This is a genomic window from Flavobacterium sufflavum (assembly GCF_004016525.1).
GTDB lineage: Bacteria > Bacteroidota > Bacteroidia > Flavobacteriales > Flavobacteriaceae > Flavobacterium > Flavobacterium sufflavum.
The window spans coordinates 131,591-152,691 of record NZ_SACJ01000005.1 but is presented as its reverse complement, the minus strand read 5'-3'; the positions used below and the strand labels follow the sequence as shown (position 1 = coordinate 152,691).

17 protein-coding genes are annotated in these 21,101 nt (G+C 33.9%); all 17 read right to left on the bottom strand.

Translation table 11 applies throughout. The annotated features are described in order from the left end of the window. Positions 1–29: 29 nt before the first annotated feature. Entirely contained in the window at positions 30–1,253 is a 1,224-nt protein-coding gene (locus EOD40_RS10370) for an oligosaccharide repeat unit polymerase (protein ID WP_128195241.1), read from the bottom strand. Beyond that, entirely contained in the window at positions 1,253–2,050 is a 798-nt protein-coding gene (locus tag EOD40_RS10365; RefSeq protein ID WP_128195239.1) for a glycosyltransferase, read from the bottom strand. The genes EOD40_RS10370 and EOD40_RS10365 overlap by 1 nt, the downstream gene beginning before the upstream one ends. After that, a complete protein-coding gene (locus EOD40_RS10360; RefSeq protein ID WP_128195237.1) occupies positions 2,050–2,892 on the bottom strand; it encodes a hypothetical protein in 843 nt (280 codons plus the stop codon). The genes EOD40_RS10365 and EOD40_RS10360 overlap by 1 nt, the downstream gene beginning before the upstream one ends. Beyond that, complete coding sequence (locus tag EOD40_RS10355; RefSeq protein WP_128195235.1) at positions 2,889–4,151, bottom strand: oligosaccharide flippase family protein; 1,263 nt, start codon at positions 4,149–4,151, stop codon at positions 2,889–2,891. The genes EOD40_RS10360 and EOD40_RS10355 overlap by 4 nt, the downstream gene beginning before the upstream one ends. Before the next feature lie 49 nt (positions 4,152–4,200). After that, positions 4,201–5,025, bottom strand: coding sequence for a glycosyltransferase (locus tag EOD40_RS10350; protein ID WP_128195233.1), 825 nt, complete (start codon positions 5,023–5,025; stop codon positions 4,201–4,203). Between the two features lie 13 nt (positions 5,026–5,038). After that, positions 5,039–6,343: a lipopolysaccharide biosynthesis protein RfbH gene (gene rfbH / locus EOD40_RS10345; protein WP_128195231.1), complete on the bottom strand. Its 1,305-nt coding sequence runs from the start codon at positions 6,341–6,343 to the stop codon at positions 5,039–5,041. A gap of 53 nt (positions 6,344–6,396) precedes the next feature. After that, positions 6,397–8,115, bottom strand: coding sequence for a thiamine pyrophosphate-binding protein (locus EOD40_RS10340; RefSeq protein ID WP_128195229.1), 1,719 nt, complete (start codon positions 8,113–8,115; stop codon positions 6,397–6,399). A gap of 1 nt (position 8,116) precedes the next feature. After that, complete coding sequence (locus tag EOD40_RS10335) at positions 8,117–9,034, bottom strand: NAD-dependent epimerase/dehydratase family protein (protein ID WP_128195228.1); 918 nt, start codon at positions 9,032–9,034, stop codon at positions 8,117–8,119. Further along, positions 9,027–10,118 carry a CDP-glucose 4,6-dehydratase gene (rfbG, locus tag EOD40_RS10330; protein WP_128195226.1) on the bottom strand — a complete coding sequence of 364 codons (1,092 nt, stop codon included), beginning with the start codon at positions 10,116–10,118 and terminating at the stop codon, positions 9,027–9,029. Before rfbG ends, EOD40_RS10335 begins: the two co-directional genes overlap by 8 nt. Beyond that, positions 10,112–10,888, bottom strand: a complete 777-nt coding sequence (gene rfbF, locus EOD40_RS10325) for a glucose-1-phosphate cytidylyltransferase (RefSeq protein WP_128195224.1) — start codon at positions 10,886–10,888, stop codon at positions 10,112–10,114. The genes rfbG and rfbF overlap by 7 nt, the downstream gene beginning before the upstream one ends. A gap of 4 nt (positions 10,889–10,892) precedes the next feature. Then, positions 10,893–11,927, bottom strand: coding sequence for a flavin reductase family protein (locus tag EOD40_RS10320; protein WP_128195222.1), 1,035 nt, complete (start codon positions 11,925–11,927; stop codon positions 10,893–10,895). 4 nt (positions 11,928–11,931) lie between these two features. Beyond that, on the bottom strand, positions 11,932–12,990 hold the full coding sequence (locus EOD40_RS10315) for a Wzz/FepE/Etk N-terminal domain-containing protein (protein WP_128195220.1): 1,059 nt from the start codon (positions 12,988–12,990) through the stop codon (positions 11,932–11,934). A 144-nt stretch (positions 12,991–13,134) separates the two neighbouring features. Further along, on the bottom strand, positions 13,135–15,519 hold the full coding sequence (locus EOD40_RS10310) for an SLBB domain-containing protein (protein ID WP_449404214.1): 2,385 nt from the start codon (positions 15,517–15,519) through the stop codon (positions 13,135–13,137). Between the two features lie 56 nt (positions 15,520–15,575). Further along, positions 15,576–16,583 (bottom strand): mannose-1-phosphate guanylyltransferase, encoded by a 1,008-nt coding sequence (locus EOD40_RS10305; protein ID WP_128195216.1) that lies wholly within the window; start codon positions 16,581–16,583, stop codon positions 15,576–15,578. 25 nt (positions 16,584–16,608) lie between these two features. Next, positions 16,609–17,898: a nucleotide sugar dehydrogenase gene (locus EOD40_RS10300; RefSeq protein WP_128195214.1), complete on the bottom strand. Its 1,290-nt coding sequence runs from the start codon at positions 17,896–17,898 to the stop codon at positions 16,609–16,611. An 855-nt stretch (positions 17,899–18,753) separates the two neighbouring features. Beyond that, positions 18,754–19,218 carry a UpxY family transcription antiterminator gene (locus EOD40_RS10295; protein ID WP_128195212.1) on the bottom strand — a complete coding sequence of 155 codons (465 nt, stop codon included), beginning with the start codon at positions 19,216–19,218 and terminating at the stop codon, positions 18,754–18,756. A gap of 419 nt (positions 19,219–19,637) precedes the next feature. Beyond that, on the bottom strand, positions 19,638–21,029 hold the full coding sequence (locus tag EOD40_RS10290) for a UDP-glucose 6-dehydrogenase (protein ID WP_128195210.1): 1,392 nt from the start codon (positions 21,027–21,029) through the stop codon (positions 19,638–19,640). Between the last annotated feature and the right edge of the window lie 72 nt (positions 21,030–21,101).

Here is a 21,101-nt window from a genome sequence, read left to right as displayed (position 1 = left end):
AATTTTAGAAATCAAAAAATAACTATAACTTACAAACTAGTACTACTTTTTGATGAAATCTCAAAAAAAGCTTTTAGTAGAAGGAAAATTAATAAGCAATAAAAACAATTTAGCAGTGGATATGTAATTGAAAGGTTTAAACCATATCTAAAAAACATAAAAAGACCACTTATGTAGAAATATAAATAAAAGAAACTAAATAACTCTGATTTTTTATATAACTCTAAATATAAACGTAAACTTAATGACAACATTAAAGGATATAAAGCAAAAAGGAAATTATTACCAAAATATAATATAAATTGTGACACCCATGAGCTACCAAACCCCATATCAGTAAACCCATATAATGCTTCTTTTGAGTTATCGATAATATTAACTGCTGTTTTATCGGGATCAATAATTAGATACTTAATTCCAAATGGCAAAAATTCAGATAAAACATTTGCAACCCCATCAAAAACTGTCAATTTATTAGATGCACTTAGAGCAATCTCTATTGACTGCTGTGTATTAAAAGATTCACCAAACAAAAAAATGGTAGAATCAAGAAAATTTAGATCAGCTCCTTGCCCCAACAGTCTAAGCATTGAATATAATCCAAAAAAAACACAACACAATATTAAACCTTTTCTAGAAAAGAATTTATTTTTAATATGTAAGTAACCTATTAAAAAAATACTAAAAAAAGCAAATGGCCAAACCCTTCCCATAGAAATAAATTCAATAGAAACAATCGGAACCATAAATAATAGATAAATTAATTTCTTTCCAATAAAAACTAAATACGTTACAAAAATACTTAACAGTAAAAAGACTAGCTTTAATTTATATTTATCAGCTATAACAGCGGACAAAGCAAACAAATCAACCCTTCCAGCAATAGATCTTGATTTAATCAGCATTTCAAAAAAAGCTGGAAGCGTGATAATGAATAATAAAATCGTTATTGTCCTTATAATAATAATAGGAACTTGAACTTTCAAATTACCTTCGACAATGTTTTTTGGAGATTTCGGAACGGTAGCCAATAAAATGAAAAAACCTAGTATTTGAAAAATTGCAAGATTTGTTTGAACAGGAGTTTCAAGATGCAACCAAAAAAAAATTGGTTCTTCTAATTTAATGGAAATCAAAACATATATGGATGGTAGAACTGAATATACAAAATAAAAAAAAATAGTTAAATATTTTGCAGAATTAAATAATAAAGCGGCATTTGAAGATTTTATGGCTTTCTTTATTTCAGTCATTATTTCTTTTTTAAAACTATAAAATTTATAAGTTTAGTGCCATATTTTTTTCCTAATAAAAACATTATACATAATATAATGATTCTTTTTATAAAATGAGAATCAATTATGATATAAGGCTCAAGCTTTAAATCACGTCTTAACTTGTAAGTTTCATGAATAACCCTACTTACTAATTTTGGGTTCGTACTAATTCCACCGAGGGCATGAACTACACCAATAAATGGATAAAAAACCGGGTCTCCAAATTTCAAGGAACGTAAAATATAATGATGATCTCCCACTATTTTGAATTTGTCATCGAAATAACCAACCAATTCCAAAAGGCTTTTGTGATGAAAACAACCAGGATGCCTTATTGTCATAACAGAATTTATTTTTTTTTTCGCTATATCCCAATCATCTCCCACGACACTTATAAAATCACCGTTATCACTTATAATTTTATTTTTACCATAAAAGATTTTTGTATTTTTACTAGCATTCAGAAAATAATTATTCATTTTGAATAAAAAATCACTATCTTCAAAATAATCATCAGAACCAAGGAATATAAACCAATCTCCATTAATTTTTTTTAGACAATCGTTCCAAGCATCATATACACCATTATCACGACTACTTTTTAAATAATAAAATTTTTCAGCATTATTATTAAGTATTTCATTTGTATTATCAGTACTTCCACCATCTTTTATTAAAATTTCATAGGAAGTGAAATTTTGCTTATAAATAGAATCCAAACATCTTTGTAGAGTGGCACCAGAGTTGTACGTTGCAATTATTATCGATATCATTAATTTTTAATTTTTTTTGCTATTCTCTCACACTTTACCTTTACATAAAAAAAAGAGTCGTTAATTAAACAGTACAAATAGGCTAAAATTGAAGTGAAATTTATTTTTTTTAAAAGAAACTCATACGATAGTTTTCTCTGATTAAGTATCTTAACATCATCTTTTCTTTTTACAGCAGAATAAATTGAGTGTGGTAAAACATCAATATCTGTTATTTTGGATCTTAGACAACAATTCAAAACCGTCTGATCATGTCTAAAAACTTCACAATCACGAACTATAAATTCAGAGGTAGCTGCCCTATTTCGTTCAGCGAACGAATAACCAAGACACATTCCTTTTAGAGCAGACTCATACGACATGTTAATTACTTTCGATAAATTTTCATTATTTCTATCAAAACCAATATTTCCGGCTGCAATTACAGTATAGTCCTGACTATCATCTATTTTAAAGTAGTTAAAATATTCAGCAGGAGCAATTTGTAACAATGACTGTCCTTGATCAACAAAAAAATATCCTTTTTCCCTAATCATTTCAAAGATTATGTCAATATCACAAAGAACTGTGTTTCCAGCATCAAGATGCAAGAAAAACCTTTCTTTTGATTCTTGATAAATATAAGCCTTCCATGTATAACAGTCTCGCCAAAATTCGCAAAAACTTGGAACTTTTATGACTTTGACTTTAAAGCATCTTAAAAAAAATCTTTCGATTTTTTTTAATCCAATATCCCAAACAATAAAATCAATTGGTTTTTTTGCATTAAATCTTACAGAAAGTATTAGATTTAAAGTTCTTGAAAAAAAATAACTACTCGAAGTCGTATTTAAAATATTCATAGCAGCTTTTTTAAATTAAAAGTTTGTGATAAAGCTGCTAATTGTAAAAAGAAAATAGGTTTGCCATTTTTTGAAAAAAAGTAAAGAACGAAATTAGTAATGAACGAAGTAATTATTGCAGAATAACAGGCTCCCAAAACACCATATTTGGGAATTAATATAAAGTTTAAAACCACATTAAACAGTAACCCAATAATACTTCTAAATGTTGGTATCCAATACAGCTTTTCGACGATAATCCATTGCCCGGCAACCATACCAATACAATTAAAAATCATTGCAAAAGAATACAGAACCATATAGATACTTGTTCCCTTAAATTTATCTCCAAATATTAGCGTTAAAATTATTTCAGAAAAAAAATATAGAAAAACAGACCATAAAACAGCCAAACGAAAAACAAATAAAGTATACTGTTTAATTTTATCTTCAAACGAGACAGAATCATTTATTTTTAAATTTAGAAGCAATCCTAATTTGCTTGAAAGCAATGCAGAAACAGGTATTAGTATGATAGACGAAATTTGTATTGATGCCATATATTTACCTAATTCAGACATGCCTAAATATTCAGATAAAATAAACTGATCTGCTTTAGTATATAAGATAACAATAATGGCATTTAACCATAAGGGAATGAAATTAAAAACCCACTTATTGAAAATTTTTTTTGATATTATAAAATTTTCTTTTTTTATAGTAAAGCTTTTATAAACAAAATAAAATAAAATGATTACAAGAAAAAATTGTTCAACAACATCAATATAAAACTTTGGGATTACATCTGAAAAATAATAAATTAAAAATATTTTTAGTAAAAAAAAAGGGACACAAATTAAAAATGTAAGCTTCAAAAAAAATGAGGTATTTCCCCGTGAAATAAAATACTGTTCATTTGCATTAAATAAGAAAAACAATAAGAACCAACAAATTATACAAAAAATTTCGTTTGTAATATTTTGAAAATAAAACTGTCTACAAATGAATAGAATTAAAATTGATAATATTAAGAAAAATATCCTAGCATAAAATGAATAAATAATATTTCTGGTAAGAGTATTTTTTAACGAAAAATCTCTAAAAATTAAAATATCTGATCCCCCAGTTATAAATGTAGAAAATACCAGAACGACACTTGTGATTAATGAATATTTACCCAGACTTTCAGGCCCCAAAAATCTCCCTATAAAGATAGAAAGAAAAAAAAGCATCCCTAATTTAAAAAATCTATCAACAAGATTAAAAATAGTTTGTTTCAAGTAAAATTTATTTTAATGTTTTTGAATTAAACGCAAATTCTAAAACAAATTAAGATTTATTAGTGCTTTTCCAATCGTTCAAAATAACACTTCGAATTCGCATATACTCATTCGAAGAGTTACCTTGTGATTTTTCCCATTTGTAGACATATGCCATCATGTAATAAGACAAATAAGCAAACATCAACATAATTCCATTCTTGCCCATCAAAAAAGTTTTTCGAATAAAAATAATCTTAACAAATTCTTTCAAAACAGTAATAGCAGATTTGTTCAAACTAACTTCGTTATTATTTGCCTCGCCTCTCCAATATCTGATATGTCTTTCCATCATAATATCTACAGTCTCATGAGTGAGATGATACATACTAAATTCGTCACTGTTTTTCAAATTAAAACAATTTCCAATAAATTGAGCGGCATTATGAACTCCCGTTTTATCAATAATAATTGATGACTTTTTTACAATTTTCGGGCTAAGTTCTGAATACCAAGGAGATCTTTTAGATTCTAAACCGAGAATATACCTTCTGAATGGAATATTAATAATGTCATAATTAAAATCTTTCTTATCTATAAGTTCTGTTATCTTTTCAACTAACTTCGGGTGAATTACATCACTTGCAGTAAAGAGTATAGTCCATTCACAACTACAATTATCAAGAAAAACATTCCACTCAGAAGAATCATATGCTAAAGAATTGTTCATAAAAAAGACTTTAACTTTTTTTCCAAAACTCTTTGCTATCTCTACAGTTCTATCACTACTATTTTTATCTACCAAAATAATTTCATCACACCAAATCAACGATTCTAAAGTATCTTTTATACGTTTTTCTTCATTATAAACTGGTAAAAATGCAGATATAGCCATTTTATAATTGTTATTAAGAGTTTAGATAATTTCTAATTATACTTGCTATATAATCATAATGCGTCTCATTCAACCCTGGCCATACGCCCAACCAAAACGATTGATTCATTATAGTGTCTGTATTAGTCAAATCTCCAACTACACGATGTTCTATATTAGCATAAGCAGGCTGTCTTAACAGATTCCCTCCAAATAACAAACGGGTTCCAATTTTATTTTTCTCTAAATGCTGAACTAACATATGACGATCGTTTGCATCCCCCTCGCGAAGTGTTAATAGAAATCCAAACCAAGAAGGTTCTGAATTTGGAGTTGGTTCCGGAAGAATAAATACTTCTTCAAATTCTTTCATACGCTCGTACAAAGCGGCATAATTTTCTCTTCTACGTTGAACGAAGTAATCAATTTTTTTGATTTGGGCCACCCCAAAAGCGGCTTGCATATCGGTAACTTTTAGATTAAATCCAATATGAGAATAGGTATATTTGTGATCATAACCGTAAGGCAATGTTCCTAACTGCTGTCCAAAACGGCAACCACAGGTATCATCTTTACCTGGTTCACAATAACAATCACGTCCCCAATCACGGAAACTTTCGGCTAATTTGGCCAAAACAGGGTTATTAATCACAACCGCTCCTCCTTCACCCATCGTAATATGGTGTGCCGGATAGAATGAGAAAGTAGAAATATCACCGAAAGTTCCGGTTTTTTGTCCCTTATAGGTTGCTCCCAATGAATCGCAATCATCTTCCACTACCCATAAATTATATTTTTTAGCCACACGCATCACCTCGTCCAAATCAAATGGATTCCCCAATGAATGTGCAATCATAATTGCTTTTGTTTTAGGACTTACTGCTGCCTCAATCATATCTGCTTTCACATTATGCGTTGCAATATCCACATCAATAAAAACAGGAATCGCTCCAAATTGAATCGCTGGGTTGATCGTAGTAGGAAAACCAGCCGCAACAGTAATTACCTCATCCCCCGGTTTAATAGCTCTCTCTCCTAATTTTGGAGATGTCAAAGCATAAAATGCTACCAAATTGGCTGATGAGCCTGAATTCACCAACAAGGCTTTTGTAGCGCCAAAATAAGCTGCAAAATCGGTTTCAAAGGTATTGGCAAAACGACCAGCCGTCAACCAACCGTCTAAAGCCGCATCAACACCCAATAAAATATCTTCTTCGTCTAATACTTTTCCTGTCACAGGAATATAATTTTCACCAGGAACAATTATTTGGGTCGTTTTCTTCTTTGCTATTTCTCTCAGACTGTTTTCAAGAGAAAGATCTTGTATGTTTTTTAACATATTAAATTATTATGATTATTTTATTCTTTATATATCTCAGTTATATTAAGCCATTAGGTTCCTTCCATTTCTATTGGCTTAGCAAAAGGCTCCATTTCTGTTATTGGTCGTCCGAAAGCGATTTTGGGATAGGTATTGGTGTGTGGATCTATCATTACCTGCAATAATTGAGGTTTATTTTCATTATCCCCTTCCCACAACCAATTCACAGCATCCTTAATTTCATCCGTTGCAACAATTGTCTTTGAATCAATTCCATAAGCAACAGCTACCTTTTCAAAATCAGGCGCATCATAACCCCAATAGGTTGATTGATAACGTGACTCAAAATAACTATCCTGAAACTGGCGAATCATCCCTAAATTTCTGTTATTCATCACGATAATTTTAACAGGCAGTTTGTTTCTGACAATTGTTTGCAATTCTTGAATATTAATTTGCATACAGCCATCTCCTATAACGGTCACTACAGGTTTTTTCTCAAAAGCAAAACAAGCTCCTATAGCCGCAGGCAAAGCAAACCCCATTGCTCCCATACCTCCAGAAGTTAAGAACAATTGAGAATTACTCAATTCGACTGATTGAGCAGTCCACATTTGATGACTACCTACATCTGCCAAATATGCTTTTGCTTTGATAGCGTTATTCGAAAGCAAATGAATAAACTCATTTGGATTTATGCCCTTGGTCTTTAACTCTTTTGTGTCGGGCCAAGTATTTTTTAATTCCTCAATTTGATTCAACCACGGTTTTGGCAAAGCAAATTTACTATCTGAGGCAACTTGGTGAAACTTGGAAAAAAAAGATTTTAAATCGTTATTTATGGCAATACAACCTGTAACTCGATTGTTAATTTCACCCTTTTCACAGTCTATGTGATAAATTTTTCTGTTTTCGATAAATTTTGTGTCCGCTCCGGTTTGACGGATATCCAGTCTGCTTCCCAAAACGATAAGTAAATCACATTCCCCAAAAGCAATATTGGCCCATCGATTTCCGTAGCTCCCTATAAAGCCCACACGTTGCGGATTGGCATATTCCATAGTATCCAGACCCAAAAGTGTCGTTATGACAGGAATTTTTGTTTCATGCACAAATAATTCAAAATTCTGTTGACTATTGGAGGCTTTAATTCCCCTTCCTGCCAATATCAGCGGCTTTTTGGCCTGCTGAATATCATTAATCATATTTTGAATTACTACAGGACTAATTTCCTCCTCTTGCCCACTTTGTAATTCAATTTTTGTGTCTTCTATCTGAAAACGCTGAATATCCATAGGAACATCTATAAGAACTGGACCTGGTCTTCCTTCCAAAGCAATTTCAAATGCCTTTTCAAAAATTTGAGGTATCTCATTCCCGTCTAAAATTTGAAAACAAGCTTTCGTAATAGGTTTTGCCATCGAAATAATATCCGTTTCCTGAAAACCCAATTGTCTTATTGCCCTGTCTCCCTTTAATTCATGACGGTTTACCTGACCCGTAATAAAAATAGCAGGCACTGAATCGAAATAACAGCTACCAATTCCTGTTAGCAGATTTGTAGCTCCAGGACCTGATGTTGCCAAAGCTACCCCAGGAAGCCCCGTTACCCTTGCAAAACCTTCAGCTGCAAAAGCAGCTCCCTGTTCATGATGCATAGAAACAACATTTATTTTTGTTCTCTGATTAAATGAATCCAATAAATGCGTAATCATCCCTCCAGATAATTCAAAAACACTGGTAATACCTTTTTTCTCCAAAAATTCAACTATAAAATCTGATGCTTTCATCTTATGAATTAGTTTTTATGTAATATTCTAAAGTATTAACTAAAGCCTTTCTAAAATCTGTAGGGGTTATTTTCCCAATTTGAGAAAAAAGTTTTCCACTATCTCCTTCCATATGCATTGATTGATTTTCTCTATATGGCAAAGCCCCAAAATTCAAAACAAAATTTGGGTTCACGTAATCCCTGATTTCTTCTATCAATGACTTAATAGTTCTTGATTCGTTCGAGGAAATATTATAAATACCAGATTGAATTGAATTTGTTATCACGTAATTCATGATAACCGCAAAATCCTTTACATACAAATAAGCATATTTTTGTTCACCTTTGGTGAAATCCATTTGCTTTTCAACTTTCATTGTACGAATCAAAGACGGTATAAGCCAATTACTGTTTTCCTTTTCTCCAAAAAAAGAAAATAATCGCAACCAAATCCAGTTTATATTATTGGTCAAACAGAATGTTTTCACTAATTCAAGACAGGCCAACTTTACACCAGCATAGGCATTTAATGCGTTTGAGGGGTAATCCTCATTGATTTTACCGTTAAAACTTCCATACTCTGCTTGCGAACCTAAAAATATAAATTTACGAACCCCTGCATTTTTAGAAATCTGCAACAAAGACAATAGGAAAAAAATATTTTTGGACTGTTCGCTCCAATTATCCCTTAAATCAGATTCTACACCAATCCATGCTCCATGGATAACAGTATCAAAACTTATCGATGATAATTCCTTCACATATAATCCCTCTTCATCAATGTCAATCCACTGAACTGCATCTTCAAATCCTTTACATCTCCATGTATCCGAATTCTTTCGTTTCAATCCTATTACAGTTATATTAGAAGCAATCAAATTCTCAGCAATATGAGAACCTAAAAAACCTGTAATACCTGTTATCAAAACTTTATTCATTCAAAAAAGTTTTGATTTGCTCTATTGTAAAATCAATAATGTTATTTTTATTCGAATTAAACTCGCTATACCAATCCATAGTCATAAAAACGGCTTGTTGGGCATTCATTTTAGGCTGCCATTTTAATTCTGTAATTGCTTTACTTATATCCAATTTCAACAAACCTGCTTCGTGTGGCTGTCCTTCAACACTTTCAACTTTGTATTCACCTTTTCCCCAACTAGCAATAGCCAATTTGAGCATCTCCTCAACAGGAAGGGCATCCGACAAATGTGGACCCAAATTATAGGCTTGACTAAATCTTATGGGATCAGTAGCTAAATTAGCTCCTAACAGTAAATAACCAATCACTGGTTCCAAAACGTGTTGCCAAGGCCTTACAGAATTTGGATTTCTAATCACAACCGGTTTTTCAACAGCAAATGCTTTAGCTATATCAGGAATTAATCTATCTTTAGACCAATCGCCCCCGCCTATTACGTTACCCGCTCTTGCCACTGCAATCCCTTTTTGGTGCTGGCTATAATTTTTAATATTGAAAAATGAATTCCGGTAGGAATCAATTACCAATTCCGTACAAGCCTTACTGGCACTATAGGGATCATACCCTCCTAATCGATCATTCTCGCGATAAGGATACAACCATTCATTGTTATGGTAAACCTTGTCCGTTGTAATCAAAACAACTGAACAAGATTTGTTAAGAAGACGCACGGCATCTAATACATTTGCTGTACCTATCGCATTGACCTCAAAAGTTTCAGCGGGTATTTCATAAGACAATCGTACCAAAGGCTGTGCAGCCAAATGAAAAACAAAATCCGGTTGAAAATCAACAACTTCTTTTTGTAAACGCTGTTTGTCCCGTAAATCAGCAATAACAGAATCACATATTTGCTGTCCATCAATCAAATAAAACAAGTCATTTTCTGTTTGTGGTTTCAATGCATAGCCCTTTACATCTGCTCCTAACATTGACAACGTTTTCAGCATCCAGGCACCTTTAAAACCGGTATGCCCGGTTAAAAATACTTTTTTACCACCATACGTTTTTTGTAACTTTTGAAATAATGATGTTACCATGTCTTCCATTTTGCGTTTCCAGAATTCCACATTGCTTCTAACTCATGTCTATCTCTTAATGCGTCCATACATTTCCAAAATCCATTATGCCTGTAAGCCGCCAATTGATTATCTTCTGCCAGAGCTGCCAAAGGTCCTTTTTCCCATTGTACATCTTCGACATCATAATCTAAATACTTGAATATCTCTGGCTCTAATACAAAAAAACCACCATTTATCCACATTCCATCACCCATGGGTTTTTCTTCAAAATGCCCCACTTCACCAGATTCATTGATATCTAAATTTCCAAAACGTCCTGGTATCTGTACACTAGTCAAAGTCGCTAATCTACCATGGAATTTATGAAATTTAAATAGTTCTGTTAAATCTATATCAGCCACACCATCTCCATAAGTCAACATAAAAGTCTCATCCTTAACATATTTTTGAATACGTTTCAAACGTCCTGCCGTATTAGTATACAATCCGGTATCAATTAAGGTTACTTTGAAAGATTCTGTTTCTGAATAATGAACATTAATATTATTATTGGCCAATTCAATGGTTACATCCGAATTATGCAAATAATAATTGTAGAAATATTCTTTGATGAAAGTAGCTTTGTAACCCAAACAAATGATGAACTCATTATAACCATGTTGTTCATACATTTTTAAAATATGCCACAAAATAGGCTTACCTCCTATTTCAACCATAGGCTTAGGTCGAGCTTCTGTTTCTTCCATAAGGCGAGTACCAAAACCACCCGCAAAAATAACTACTTTCATAAGTTTATAATTTTATATGTATGTCTTCTGTTAAAGGATAAGAACAACATAGTAAAGTTTCATCCTCTGACAAATCTATTCTTTCTGGAATCCCAATCATTTTCACGGCACCACTTCGAACAGTAGCTTTACAACTATCGCAGTTTCCAATCATACAGGAATAGGGCAACTCAATGTCAGCATCAAGAGCCACTTCTAAAATATTCTTCCCTTTTTCAATTTCAAGAATATATTGTCTATTATCGAATTCTAATTGAATACTACGATCTTCTATACCTTTAAAATCTTCCGGATTTTTAGTTAACTCAAAATCTTCAACTAAAACACAATCATCCTCTACTTGATAATTCTTAAGAGATTTTTTAATATTTAATTTTAAATCAGAAGGACCACAAATATAATGAAGACTTTCTTTTATAATATTAGAATTATAAGATTCCAAAACCATATCCGGTTGAATTCGACCATATAAACTATCTATATTCTCTTCATTTAACTCTTGACGAGTATGAAAATGAGTAATCTCAAATCGATCAGAATGATGAGCTTGTAGCTCGTGCAAAGCATTCCAAAAAATAGAACTGGCGGCAGTATGATTGCCGTACACTAAATGTACCTTAGTATCCTTAAACGTTTCTTCATTTAAAATAAATTTTAACAAAGAATACAAGGGAGTCACTCCACTACCTACGCCCCAAAGAAAAACCTGCTTGAAGTATTGATCTAAAGGGTAGATAAAATCCCCCATTGGTTTTAGTACTTCAATAACATCACCTACCTGTACTAAATCATTAATATAATTAGAAACAATCCCTCCCGGAACTCTTTTAACAGTTACTTCTAAATAGCTATCAATACCGAAACAAGACGAAAAAGAATAAGGACGGACATAACGTCTGCCATTTATCCTAAAAATCAAACTGATATATTGTCCCGCTAGATATTTTATCTTTTTTAATCCGGGTTGTTTAAAACACAGCGTAACAGTATTTTCTGTTTCTTTACGGATTTCAACAACTTTTAAACTATAGGTTTGCATAAACTTAAGATAAAATTTCTTTAAAAATACGTCTTCCGATCAAACCTAAAACCGTAAGAAAACCAGCCAAAACTCCACCAAACAAAATCCCTTTAGCTTTTCCAAACTTCTCTTTAGGTAATGGTAATATTGGTCTATCAATCACCTGAATCAATGGAGTTTCCTTACGCAAAGTTACTTTAGCTAATTCCGACTGTTTTACTAATTCAGTCAGTATCGCTGTATTCGCCTGTACATCTACCTGCCTGCGGGCAGAGGGAGCACGACGGACATTCATAGCCGGATTTAATCCAAAAGTATTATCATTGGCTACCGCCACTCCCGTAATTGCTCCGTTGAGTTCGCGACGAATAGAATCGGTCTGACGTTCTAAAATCAGCATGTTTTCGCGGGATTTCTTGCTTTTGGTATCAATATAAAAATCAGACACTTCCTTAGCCAGGGCTTCACAGAAATATTTAGAAAACAATTCATTTTCAGAAGCGACATCAATATTGATAATTGCAATTTTTTTATCCTTTTGGGCGACAGACAAAGCTGACTTCGATAAATCATCATAAATAACACCTAAAATACTATCCTGAACTCTGTTAAAATTCTTTCTTTTAGCCTTTGGTAAAAACTGAATAGCTGCAAATTTAGGCTTATCATTCCATTTTTCTCTCCATTCATTATTTTGGATGTACATCTCTGCCAAAGAAATACTCTTTCCGTCTACGACAACAGGACTTAACAAAGTTTTTTCCACCATAGAGCGGGATTTAAACAATTCAGTCAAATTGGAACCGGAAAACATACTTCCTCCGCCTCCTCCAAGATCAATCCCAAAAGAACTGGCCAGACCTAATGCCCCACCTAATCCGCCACCTTTTTCATCTTCTAACGCAAAAGATAAAGTCGCCGTATAAATTGGTTTCTTAATAAAAGAATAGCTCAAACCAAGGACTGCTCCAACTATTCCAGCCAACACAATAATCTTCCATTGCGAAAGCAAGTAATCAAACCATTCCTTCGCTTTTTCCAATAATTCCTTTAAGGATATTTCGTCGTTTTGCTCGTTCATTTTTTTATTTTTATGTTATGTGTTGTGGGTTATGGGTTGTCAGTTTTCTGTCTTGGATTCGTTTAGAACGACCTCTAACAACATACGACTAAAAACACTTAACTCAACACTCACAACAGACAACTGACAACTGATGACTCTATTCTATTTAAAAGCTGTTATAATCAGTAATGCCAAACTGGAAATCACACTTCCAAAACCTACCCATTCCCCGGCACTTAATTTCTTTCGCTCCGGTTTTTCAGGCACCACAATCTGAGAACCCGGCATTACCTTAGGATAGGAACGGATAAACAGGAAAGAACCTGCTACATCAGCTTTTCCATTCGGATAAATAATATAGGCTTTTTTCTTCCAGCCTTTGGCATCTACCCCACCTACAGCATTCAGATAGTAATTAAATCCTTTACCGCTGTTATACGGAATCTCAGAATTCAACAATACATTACCGGCCACTTTTACACCTTCTGTAAACGTAGCTACTTCAATTTCATCTCCAGGAAATAAGGTCACATTGCTGCTGTTCTTAGGATTTTTAGTAATGGATTTCCAATCAACCGGTATTGTTGCGTATTTTAAATCTTCCTTTAGTTTTTTTGTCAACTTGTCCTGAATGCTGTCCTTTTTTCCCAGATTCAAATTCACATTTTCCAAAGCCTCAATTTGTGCACCTTGAATCGGTCGTTTAATTTTAACCCCGTTGATATTAGCCAGAGAAGTCAAACCACCCGCACGCTGAATCAAATCATACACCTTGTCTCTTTTAGTAACCAAAACATATTTTCCTGCATAAGGTACCGCTCCAGTAACTGTTACCATTTCCGGTTTTTCATAAACTGCCATTCTACGAATATTAACCACATCAAAAGGCTCCAAAGCAAAATTTTTGACTTGTTCGTTATTGTCTGCAGTAATTTCAAGATTAAATAACTGGGCTTTATCCTGGTTTTTATCATTTATTTCGTCCGATTGAATCATTCTGGCTATTTCTACTCTTTTGGAAGCAGAGCCTGTTAATCCGCCAGCCTGAATCAATAAATCATTCAAAGTTAAATTTTGTTGATAATCATAATTCCCAGGTTTTTTAATTTCACCGTCAATCGTAACCTTATACTCTTCCTTGAAATCCAAAACCGAATACACGGTCACCACATCTTCTTTGTGCAATACAATATTGGCTTCGGCATCATTTTTCAAAGCTTTTTCCAGATTAACATTAACGATTTCAGTGGTCAAATCGGCTTTCAATCTGATAATGCGTGCTCTTTTAGTATAAGCGTCTTCTTTTAAGCCATCGGCTTTGGAAACCAAATCCGAAATTCGCATCCCTTCATAATAAGAATAGGTATTGGGTCTGAACACAGCACCGTCAATTTTAATTCGGTTTTCAAAACGGTTCAATATTTTGGACACACGGAATACATCTCCCGAAAGAGGCTTATAACTAGCGTATTCTGAAGTATAAATATCTTTTACTTTAAATTCCTTCGCTGTTTTTTGCATCACATTTACTGAAGCAGTATAAGCCAACTCATTAAAGCCAGACGCAAAGGATAATAAATCAGCAAAAGTTTCTCCTTTTTTCATTTCAAAAATACCCGGGCGCTTAACCTCTCCTTCCACAGAAACTCTTTGAGTGTAAGCAGGGATTCGAATCACATCATTATCCTTCAAGCCCACATTATCCGATTGGTCCCCTTTCACAAGAAAACGGTATAAATCAATCGTTCTGTAGACCTTATTGTTACGCAACAACTCAATGTTTCTATAACTGCCATTTTTAGCAGGTCCTCCTCCTAAAAACAAGGCATTATAGACCGTAGCCAATGAAGAAACCGAATAATTCCCCGGCTGCTTACTACCTATCAAGGTTACTTTAATGGTACGAATACGACTCAAACTAATACCCACCTGCGATTGCCCCGATCTAACGGTGCTGTACACCCCGGCAATGGCATTGCGTATCTTTTGCGTAGCCGCCTCGATCGTCATTCCCGAAACAGCAATCTGCCCCACGTATTGGATACTTATTTTTCCTTCCACACTTACAGGTATAGAAGCGTTAAACTCCTGTACTCCATACACACTGATTTGTAATTCATCTCCAGGCCCTAATACATAATTTACCGGAGTAGCCAATTTTAAATCGGGCTCAAAATTCAAAGTAGGATTATCAAACAATTCGGATCCAAAAACCAAAGCATTCTCGGTATCTTTTACTTTCGTATTGCTGATTTTTTCTTGTTTTCTTTCACTTCCTTCAGCTAAACTCTTCGCATTTGAAGTCCCTCCATTCCCTTGCTGATTAACCAATCGGCTACGCAATTTGGCAAATTCAGTTACAGACATTCCTTTAGCCAAAGCCATCGGCTCTGCCTGATCTATAGTCATATTATTGCTTTGCAACTGTGACTTTATTTTCAACAAATCACTCTCTGTTAAATTATCTACTTTCAGTGTACTTAAATCACTAGCTTTTAATAAATCCTGTGCGAATACCTCATAAGATTGAAACATTGCAAACAGCATTAAAAGGACTGTAATTACTTTTCTCATAAATTTATTATTGATCTGTTTTTATTGTTTTAATGTAACAGTACCGATTTTTCTTTTTCTAAATCATTGTAAACATATTTCACATCCTGAGAATGACTTTTCTTCAAAATCAAATTGGCATCCGGAGTAAATACAAAAATAGTATTACGTAAACCTACAAAAGCGGTAAAAACATCCGTACCAATAACCATATTTCCTTTAGCATCTACCGGGTGACCTTTGGTCGCGAAATAATCATATACAGATTCAAAAGACCCCAAATCAGACCAGATAAACTCAGAAGGCACTACCTTAATTTTTTTACTGCGCTCCATCACAGCATAATCCACACTAATAGAAGGGATTGCTAAAGATAACTCTAAATCTAAATTCCCATTATCATTATTTTCCCAGGCTAATTTGGCTTTTTCATATACTTCGGGCTGGAAGTTTTTCAGTTCCTCTAAGAAGACACTCGCTTTAAAACAAAACATTCCGCTGTTCCAAAGAAAATTCCCCTTCGTTAAAAAATTGATGGCAGTAAACTCATTCGGTTTTTCACGAAAGGAAATTACTTTATCACCTAGTCGTTCAATATAACCATAACCTGTTTCGGGCTTAGTGGGCTGAATCCCAAAAGTAACTATTGCACCATTAGAAGCCTTTTCAATACCCTGCTTAATTGCTTCTTCGTATTTCTCCATATCGTCAATAATATGATCGGAAGGAGTAACGATTAAAATATCGTCTGCCTGGGCAGCGAAGGCGGCAAAAGCAATTGCCGCTGCAGTATTTCGGGGAGTAGCCTCCACTATATTAATATAAGGCGCCTGAGATTTGTCCATCACTTTGTGACTAAGGTGACAATTATCTCGGTTCCCAACTACAACAATTTTATCCGCTATACCTCTGTTACGCTCTACAGTTAATTCGAATAAAGATTTCCCTTCAAATATTTCTAAATATTGCTTAGGTTGGCTTTTACGGGACAAAGGCCATAATCGGCTTCCTATTCCTCCTGTTAAAATCACATGTGTTATTGAATTCTTTTTTGTCATAATAATAATTGGGGCTTTATTTTATTTAAAGTCTGCCATCAAAATCTTGCTCTAAAACTCCTTTTACATCGTAGATGATACTGGTTGTATTTTGAAGCCTTGACAAATCCATTGTTAAAAACGGACTATGCGCTACTCCTAATACAATGGCATCAAATTTTTCTTGTGGTATCTGATTTGTTGTGGTTAACTGGTATTCTTTTGCTACTTCAGCCGGGTTAGCTAATGGATCATAAATAGTTATAGAAATTCCATACTCTTTCAATGCCTTAATCACATCAACAATTTTAGTATTGCGCACGTCAGGACAGTTTTCTTTAAAAGTAATCCCCAGCATTAAAAGCCTAGCTCCATTAACCGAAATTCCTTTTTTTATCATCAATTTGACTACCTGAGCTGCAACATATTCCCCCATACTGTCATTCAAACGACGTCCAGCCAATATGATTTCAGGATGATAACCTAATTCCTGTGCTTTTTGCGCTAAATAGTAAGGATCTACTCCAATACAATGTCCTCCAACCAGTCCCGGTTTGAATGGCAAAAAATTCCATTTGGTTCCAGCAGCTGCTAAAACCGCCTGGGTATCGATATCCATCAAATTGAATATTTTAGCCAATTCGTTTACAAAAGCAATATTAATGTCACGTTGGGAATTTTCAATTACTTTGGCTGCTTCCGCTACTTTTATAGAAGGTGCCAAATGCGTTCCAGCCGTAATTACCGATTGGTATAAGGCATCTACTTTTTGTCCAATTTCCGGAGTAGAACCAGCGGTTACTTTTAAGATTTTATCGACAGTATGTTCTTTATCTCCTGGATTGATTCTTTCAGGAGAATAACCCGCAAAGAAATCGACATTAAATTGCAATCCTGATATTCTCTCTAAAACCGGTACACACTCATCTTCTGTTACCCCCGGATAAACAGTCGATTCATAAACTACAATATCTCCTTTTTTCAAAACCTTGCCCACTGTTTCACTCGCTTTGTATAAAGGAGTCAAATCAGGGCGATTGTTTTTATCAACTGGTGTAGGAACAGTAACGATATAATAATTACAATCGGCTATATCTTCTAATTGATTACTACAGTATAAACCATTTTGATTTTTAATTTCATTTTTTGAAACTAAAACCGATTTTAAAGCTTCGGTTTCTACTTCAAAAGTACTATCGACTCCGCTGCCTAATTCTTCTATTCGTTTTTGATTGATATCAAATCCAACAACAGCATACTTTGTAGCAAATAGTCTTGCTAATGGCAAGCCTACATACCCAAGACCTATAACTGCTATTTTAGAATTAGAATCCATTAATTTACTCTTATTTTACCCGTTAAATGAAAATTATACATCTGTCCGGAATATATTTTTTAGCCTAAAATTATATAAAATGACCTTTGTTTTGTATTCGATTGTGTCCTTAGCTTTCGCAGTCGAGTGTCAAATGTTTGAAGAATGCGCAAAAAGAAAAGCTGTTTGAGCGTAGCGAGTTCTTTTCTTTTTGCGCATTCGAAAACTAATTTGACCGACGAGGAAGCGCAAGACTTGAAATCGAAGATTCATGAATACCAAAAAACAATAAGAACGCATGAATATTTTTTTGTTTCTTTTTTGATCAAGCCAAATCGAAGATTCAGCGAACACCACTTATAATAAAAGTTAAGTGAGCTAAAAAAGAAAATTAGAAACCATAATTTCACATTTGATAAAAACGTCATGATAGTGTGTGTTACGTAATAAAACAAAATATATTAAGCTTTTATTTTACTTCGCTATTAAGAAGTAGCTACCAACGCTTCGCGGTTCCAACCCACATAAAACGGGAGGAAAATCATCATTATTTTTTGTGCGCAAATATAACTACAATAAGCCGAATTTCCATTATGTATTTAACAGATAAACGATTCAAACAAGCCATTCAACGACAAAAACACCTTAAACAGCTATAAATCAACAGAAAGAATTATTTTATTAAAGAAATATTATTTAAAAATATCACCTAATTCAGTGACACAAAAAAAGGATAAAAGCAAAGTTTAATCCTACTTATTTAACATACACATAACATTAAAACTTTATTTTTATTCAACACATCTAAAAAAAATGCGTCTTAGTTTTCTATTGCAACAGAAAACTAAGACGCATTGAAAAAACTAAAAAAGTGTATCATTTAAGTTGCACCTTCAAAACACATCCCATAGACTCCAACACCAAAACATAATGGGTCTTGTTCACTTCCTGAACTACTGCTTCCTGCGATTTAAAAGGTCCAGACTCCAAAACAACCTTATCCCCTACCTGTAAAGAAACAACTGAAACCTCATATTGATCAGGAACACTAAGCCATTTTTTTATCGTATTAATTTCTTCATCACGCACAATTGCAGGTTTTCCTAGCCAAAAAAGATAACGCACCACACCTGCAGACTGAAAAACCGAATTCCTGTCTTTTTCCGCTAAGCGAACAAAAATATAGGAATTAAAAAGAGGCACTTCTACCTTCTTTTTCCTATCCGACCATTGACGTACTTGAGTCACTATAGGACAATAACACTCAATTCCTTTTTCGGTTAATTGCTCTGCTACTTTTTTTTCCCACTTCGGTTTTGTATAAACTACATACCAATTCATCTCTATTTTTTTTCTGAAAAATTAATATTTGTCATCCCGAGCGAAGTCGAGGGACAAACTTCTATACCACTAATGTTCTTGACTCCTCTACCAATAACGTTTTTTATTTAAACAGGGCTTCAACTTCGCTCAGCCTGACAAAGCAAATGTTATTTCATATTCCTTTTTAGAATAAATTCAGCCTCGAACTGACACTGGATTAATACACAATGCTATGAGAACCGTTTTTAATCAAATTTCCCTTGTTCTGTCATCCCGAGTGAAGTCGAGGGACAGACTATATTTATTAACGTTCTCTCCCGAAGTAACGGAACACTCGAACTGACGTTTTTTATAATTTCACCCAACGGGGTATATTATTTTTGAATTGACAACAGAAAACCCATCCCGATAGCTATCGGGACTCACAACTGACAACTCTAAGACCCAATCGCCTGATAAACGAATCCTATTTTTTCCAAATCAGATCCATTTAATATGTTTCTTCCATCAAATACAAAGGCTGGTTTTTGCATAGAATCGTAGATTTTTTGCCAGTCGTAATTAACAAACTCATCCCACTCAGTAAGTATTGCTACCGCATGAGCATTGAAACAGGCTTCATAAGGATTTTCGAAAGACAAAACACTATTTACATTTTCATCAGCTGCTCTTGACTGTAAATAATCCAAATCGGCTAAGACTTTTTTTCTGGATACTTTAGGATCATAAACAGCAATTTTAGCATTCTCACTTATTAAGTCATCAGCTACATATATAGCCGCCGATTCTCTGGTATCGTTAGTATCTTTTTTGAAAGCCCAACCTAAGAATGCAATCTTTTTATCGGAAACAGTATTATAAAGGGTTTTTACAATATTATTTGAAAAACGTCTTTTTTGATGATCATTCATAATAATCACCTGTTCCCAATAATCCGCTACCTCGTTTAAGCCATATGATTTTGCGATATAAACCAAATTCAATATATCCTTTTGAAAACAAGAACCTCCAAAACCTACAGAAGCTTTTAAGAATTTTGGCCCAATTCTGCTATCCATTCCAATAGCTCTCGCTACCTCATTCACATCGGCACCCGTTTTTTCACAAAGCTCAGACATTGCATTTATCGACGAAATTCTTTGTGCCAAAAAAGCATTTGCCGTCAATTTTGATAATTCGGAAGACCATACGTTAGTTGTCAGAATTCTATCTTCAGAAACCCAATTAGCATAAACATCAACCAATGCCTGAATGGCTTTTTGCCCTTCTTCGGTAGTATCACCACCTATCAAAATTCGGTCTGGATTTAGCAAATCCTGAACTGCTGTTCCTTCGGCCAAAAACTCAGGATTTGAAAGGATTTGAAACTTCACCCCATTACCTGTATTATCTAAAATACTCTTAATTGCCTCCGCTGTTCTAACCGGCAAAGTCGATTTTTCTACTACTATTTTATTCTCTTTTGCAACCTTGGCAATCTGTCGGGCACACAACTCAATGAATTTTAAATCGGCTGCCATTCCTTTTCCTTTTCCATAGGTTTTGGTTGGTGTATTTACCGAAATAAAAATCATTTGCGCCTCATCTATTGCTTTTTCAACATCAGTAGAAAAAAACAAATTTCTCCCTCTGGCTTCTTTTACAATATCCGAAAGCCCCGGCTCATAAATTGGAATATTATTCACATCCTCATCATTCCAGGCTGCAATTCTTTCTTCGTTTAAATCCACTACAGTTACTTGTATCTGCGGACATTTTTGTGCAATAATTGCCATTGTAGGACCTCCAACATAGCCCGCTCCAATGCAACAAATCTTTGTAATTCCCATTTATTATTTTTCTGTTATCTGTTATCGGTTGTCAGTGATTGGTTGTCAAACAACTAACAACACACAACTCAC

What these genes read in the sequence shown, in the direction of transcription:
- EOD40_RS10295 (WP_128195212.1), bottom strand. Translation starts at nt 19,218, where the DNA reads ATGAATTGGTATGTAGTTTATACAAAACCGAAGTGGGAAAAAAAAGTA.
- EOD40_RS10335 (WP_128195228.1), bottom strand. Translation starts at nt 9,034, where the DNA reads ATGAATAAAGTTTTGATAACAGGTATTACAGGTTTTTTAGGTTCTCAT.
- EOD40_RS10315 (WP_128195220.1), bottom strand. Translation starts at nt 12,990, where the DNA reads ATGAACGAGCAAAACGACGAAATATCCTTAAAGGAATTATTGGAAAAA.
- rfbF (WP_128195224.1), bottom strand. Translation starts at nt 10,888, where the DNA reads ATGAAAGTAGTTATTTTTGCGGGTGGTTTTGGTACTCGCCTTATGGAA.
- EOD40_RS10360 (WP_128195237.1), bottom strand. Translation starts at nt 2,892, where the DNA reads ATGAATATTTTAAATACGACTTCGAGTAGTTATTTTTTTTCAAGAACT.
- EOD40_RS10340 (WP_128195229.1), bottom strand. Translation starts at nt 8,115, where the DNA reads ATGAAAGCATCAGATTTTATAGTTGAATTTTTGGAGAAAAAAGGTATT.
- EOD40_RS10365 (WP_128195239.1), bottom strand. Translation starts at nt 2,050, where the DNA reads ATGATATCGATAATAATTGCAACGTACAACTCTGGTGCCACTCTACAA.
- EOD40_RS10320 (WP_128195222.1), bottom strand. Translation starts at nt 11,927, where the DNA reads ATGCAAACCTATAGTTTAAAAGTTGTTGAAATCCGTAAAGAAACAGAA.
- rfbG (WP_128195226.1), bottom strand. Translation starts at nt 10,118, where the DNA reads ATGGTAACATCATTATTTCAAAAGTTACAAAAAACGTATGGTGGTAAA.
- EOD40_RS10310 (WP_449404214.1), bottom strand. Translation starts at nt 15,519, where the DNA reads ATGCTGTTTGCAATGTTTCAATCTTATGAGGTATTCGCACAGGATTTA.
- rfbH (WP_128195231.1), bottom strand. Translation starts at nt 6,343, where the DNA reads ATGTTAAAAAACATACAAGATCTTTCTCTTGAAAACAGTCTGAGAGAA.
- EOD40_RS10300 (WP_128195214.1), bottom strand. Translation starts at nt 17,898, where the DNA reads ATGGATTCTAATTCTAAAATAGCAGTTATAGGTCTTGGGTATGTAGGC.
- EOD40_RS10370 (WP_128195241.1), bottom strand. Translation starts at nt 1,253, where the DNA reads ATGACTGAAATAAAGAAAGCCATAAAATCTTCAAATGCCGCTTTATTA.
- EOD40_RS10305 (WP_128195216.1), bottom strand. Translation starts at nt 16,583, where the DNA reads ATGACAAAAAAGAATTCAATAACACATGTGATTTTAACAGGAGGAATA.
- EOD40_RS10350 (WP_128195233.1), bottom strand. Translation starts at nt 5,025, where the DNA reads ATGGCTATATCTGCATTTTTACCAGTTTATAATGAAGAAAAACGTATA.
- EOD40_RS10290 (WP_128195210.1), bottom strand. Translation starts at nt 21,029, where the DNA reads ATGGGAATTACAAAGATTTGTTGCATTGGAGCGGGCTATGTTGGAGGT.